This is a genomic window from Bartonella sp. PS17NMGDW (genome assembly GCF_042193555.1).
GTDB classification, from domain to species: domain Bacteria; phylum Pseudomonadota; class Alphaproteobacteria; order Rhizobiales; family Rhizobiaceae; genus Bartonella; species Bartonella grahamii.
On record NZ_JBHILY010000040.1, the window covers coordinates 1 to 3,836 of the forward strand.

Annotated in this window: 4 protein-coding genes; all 4 read left to right on the top strand. The window is 46.0% G+C overall.

Annotation, left to right across the window (positions count from 1 at the left end; translation table 11 throughout):
• Window positions 1–184 precede the first annotated feature (184 nt).
• Complete coding sequence (locus ACFIJK_RS08855) at window positions 185–1,468, top strand: phage tail sheath C-terminal domain-containing protein (protein WP_375627538.1); 1,284 nt, start codon at window positions 185–187, stop codon at window positions 1,466–1,468.
• A gap of 3 nt (window positions 1,469–1,471) precedes the next feature.
• The gene (locus ACFIJK_RS08860; RefSeq protein ID WP_015856800.1) at window positions 1,472–1,990 is read left to right on the top strand and encodes a phage major tail tube protein; all 519 of its coding nucleotides are present in this window, start codon (window positions 1,472–1,474) and stop codon (window positions 1,988–1,990) included.
• 9 nt (window positions 1,991–1,999) lie between these two features.
• Entirely contained in the window at window positions 2,000–2,413 is a 414-nt protein-coding gene (locus ACFIJK_RS08865) for a hypothetical protein (RefSeq protein WP_375627536.1), read from the top strand.
• 131 nt (window positions 2,414–2,544) lie between these two features.
• A partial coding sequence (locus tag ACFIJK_RS08870) for a phage tail tape measure protein (RefSeq protein WP_375627537.1) occupies window positions 2,545–3,836 on the top strand: 1,292 nt, incomplete at its 3' end.

Consider the following 3,836-nt stretch of genomic DNA (forward strand, 5'->3'; position numbering starts at 1 on the left):
CACAAGTAACCAAGATATGACAGAAGTCAAATGGATAGCTGTTCTATAAGCAGGCTTATATGTTTTTAAGTCCTTTTTAAAACTCTTTAAAAGCCCTTTGAAAGGGCTTTTTTTGACTGACAGTGTCAGTCTTATGGAGCATGGTGATGCTTGTTATAGTCTCTTCATTGATTTGGAGAGCAAGATGGCAACAGAATTTAATCATGGGATACGCATTGTAGAGGCTGGTGAGGATTCCCGTCCCTTAGCAACATTTGATCAAACCGCCATTGGTGCGGTTGTCACAGCCCCTGATGCTGACAACCAAGTTTTTCCCCTCAACGAGCCTGTCCTTCTCTTTACACATGAGGGTGAGAAAATCCAAAAGCTTGGAACAAGAGGCACAGCTCTTGACGTGATTAACGCCGTGTGCGCACAGGGGATTGAGGCACAAATTATTCTTGTGCGTGTGGAGGAAAAATCAACCATTGCTGAGACGCAAGCCGAAATGATGGGATCCAATACGGCTTTGACTGGTGTGCATGCTTTATCGCATGCTAGAGGTCATTTAGGGGTAGAGCCTGGGATTTTATTGGCACCGGCTTATAGTGCAGGGCGCCTTGATAATGGTAAAAACCCCGTGGCGGATGCCTTGGAACAGGTGGCAGAAAAGCTACAAGCGATTGCGGTTTTTGATACGGGTGGTAAAAACACGGAAGAAAGCCTTGCCTATCGCGCAGATTTTTCCTCACGCTTTTGTTACCTGATTGATCCCTTTGTGCGGGTGGCAAATTCTGATGGGGGTGTTAGTGTTAAACCCGCAAGTCCTTTTGCTGCCGCCATGTTTATCAAACGTGATAAGCAAAGGGGTGGTGTTTTTTGGTCTCCCTCCAACCAAGATGTGCATGGCATTTTAGGCACGGCGCGCCCGATTAGCTATTTTGATGGGGAAATCGATCATGAGGCAAATCGCCTCAACCAAGCCGATATTGCTACCTTTATTCCCGCACGACTTAGTCAAAATGCGCATGGAAAAATTGCTGCCAATGGACGTATTTTATGGGGCAACCACACCACCTCTAGTGATCCACTCTGGCGTTTTGTCAATGTGGTGCGCACCCGTGCAGCTTTGGAAAAAACGATCATCAACAGTTTCCGCCCTTGGGCGAATGATGAGAATCTGACCGGTCAACATGTTATTGCCATTACCCGCAGCCTCACGCAGTTTCTTGATGATATGATTGCGCGTGGAGCGCTTTTGGGTGGGCGGGTTTGGTTTGACCGCGATTTAAATTCCAACAGCACTTTACAATTGGGAAAATTGCGGGTCGAGTTTGATGCAGAAGAAGTGCCACCCTTAGAAGATTTGAGTTTCGGCAGCCGGCGCAATAGCGCTTATTTTGACCGTTTGGCGCAAGATATCCAAAAGAAAATGACTTATCAATTTGGCGATACGCTTGAAACTTATCGCAAAGCAGCAAGGAGTTAAAGCATGACTTTACGCATTGTACGCGGTTTTACGCTAATTGTTGATGATGATGTGAATCTTCACCTTGATCTTGAAACATTGAAACTGCCCACGTTGGAAGAAATCACAGAAACCTATCAACCAGGGGGCTCTGATATGCAAATTGATGTGAGCGGTCTTGGTGTGAAAGCGCTAAGTTTACAAATGAAAATCCGCAGTCACACACCCGAAATTATCGGTATCTTTGGTGGTCCTCCTGGTCTTCGTCATAAATTTACAGGCAAAAAACATGTGATCTCTGAAGAAGATGGACGCGAGCATGAGCATTCCATTGATGTCACGGGGCGCTTGGTCAAAGTCGATAGCGAAGGCTTAACGGCTGGAAAAGCGACAGGCTATGATTGCGAAATCAAAAATGTTTGGGACTATACGGAATTTTGGGATGGTTCTGTTTTGCACCGCTTTTCTTTTAAACGGGGTGGCTGGCTTGTCCGCAATGGGCAAGAGATCGGTTCTCGCCGCCGCTCTATTCTCAACTTATAGGAATTGATCATGACAAGTTTACAAACCAGCATTGACGTGGAATTGCAGGTTCCGTTTCTTTATCAAGATAAAAGTGGCAAAGAAACTCTCTGCAAGAAACTGACCTTTTATCGCCCCACTTTTAAGCATGCCAAGCAATTAGCGGTGCTCATTGGACCACAATTGACAGAGCTGCTTCTTCCTGAGTTTGGAGAGCAAAAAACAACTTTGAGCAATGATGTGCTTATCACGAAGCTTTCTCAAGTTTTGTTCACAAGTGAGGCAACAGAAGGCATCACAGCACTTTTGGCTGATATGTCACATGAATCTATTGAATTGATTGATCGAGTTGATGTGATGGATATTGTCGCAATATTGAAGGCTTTTTTTGCTTTTTTTACGCAACGCCAATCCTCTCTGCCAGACAATTTGGGGCAGAACTAGCCCTTTATTATCACTGGGCGCCTTCAGAAATTAACCAGATGGATTGGCTGGATGTGATTGCCTATCGAGAAGAACTCGCACGCCTTAAAGCCCAAGAATATGAAAGCCATCAGTTAGGATAAAGAATCGTCATGGATGTTTCCCTTGTTGTGCGTTTTGTCAATCACCTGCAAGAGGGGATAGCTTCTGCCAAGCGTGATCTTGCAGCCTTCAGTAGCGATGTTGCGCATTTCCAAAACAAGACAAGGCAACACTTTAAAAATTGGTTTGACCCTGAACATCTTGAGGATGCGACAAAGAATGCGAAAAATGCTTTTATCCAAGCGCGGGGGCGTATGGTGGGTGCCATTGCGCAAACAGCAACCTTAATTGCACCGCTCTATAAAGCCATGCAATTTGATCAATCGATGAAGGGATTAGAAAAGGTTCTCGATGCCCCCCTTCATCGCTTAAAGGAATTGCGCCGTTTTGCGCTTGAAACCTCCACCAAGATTCCGCTAGCGGCACGTGAAGTCTTAGAACTGATGACCAGTGCCAGCCAAGCAGGGATTGGCGAACAAGATCTAGAAGCTTTTAGCATTTATGCTGCCAAAGCGGCTGTAGCTTTTGATATGACGGGAGATCAGATTGGGGAGCGCTTTGCCAAATTGCGCAATGTCTTTAAGCTTAATCAGGCAGGGATTGAAGATTTAGGCGATGCTATCAATCATCTCTCTAACCACATGGCGGCCAAGGCAAGTGAGGTGTCTGATTTTACCAATCGTGCTACCGGTGCGGCAACCATGTTTAAGCTCACCGCGCGGGAAACAGCAGCTTTTGGTACGGCGATGATTTCTGCTGGGATTGTTCCAGAGAGTGCCGCGCGTGGTTTTAATGCCATGAGTGCGCGCATTCAGGCAGGGGGCAAACATATTGAAGATGCTTTTGCCAATATTGGGCTTTCTCGCGAAAAATTCATGCAAGATCTGGACAAAGATGCCACAGGTACCTTGGTGCGCTTTTTTAATGTGTTGGGTAAATCCGAACAGGGGATGCGTTCCCTGATTGCCATTGCTGGGCGCGATTTTACTGGTGATTTTGCCAAATTGGTGGGCAATCCCGAATTGTTAGGGCAAGCTTTAGATTATGTGAAAGATCCACAAGTCTTTAAAGGTTCGGTAGAACAAGAAGCCGACAAACAAGCAACCGGTGCCATGCGGCAATTTGAATTGTTGCAAAACCGCATTGTGGCTTTAGGGATTACCATTGGTGAGGTGCTTCTGCCCCCCCTCAACAGTTTGATGGAAAGTGTTGGCAATTTTACTAATGGGTTGATGGCGTGGGCGAATGCCCATCCCACTTTAACGAGCGCCATCATCAAAACCATTGCTGCCCTTATGGCTTTTAATATTGCTCTACGGGTTTTGCGCTTTACTCTTGCCGG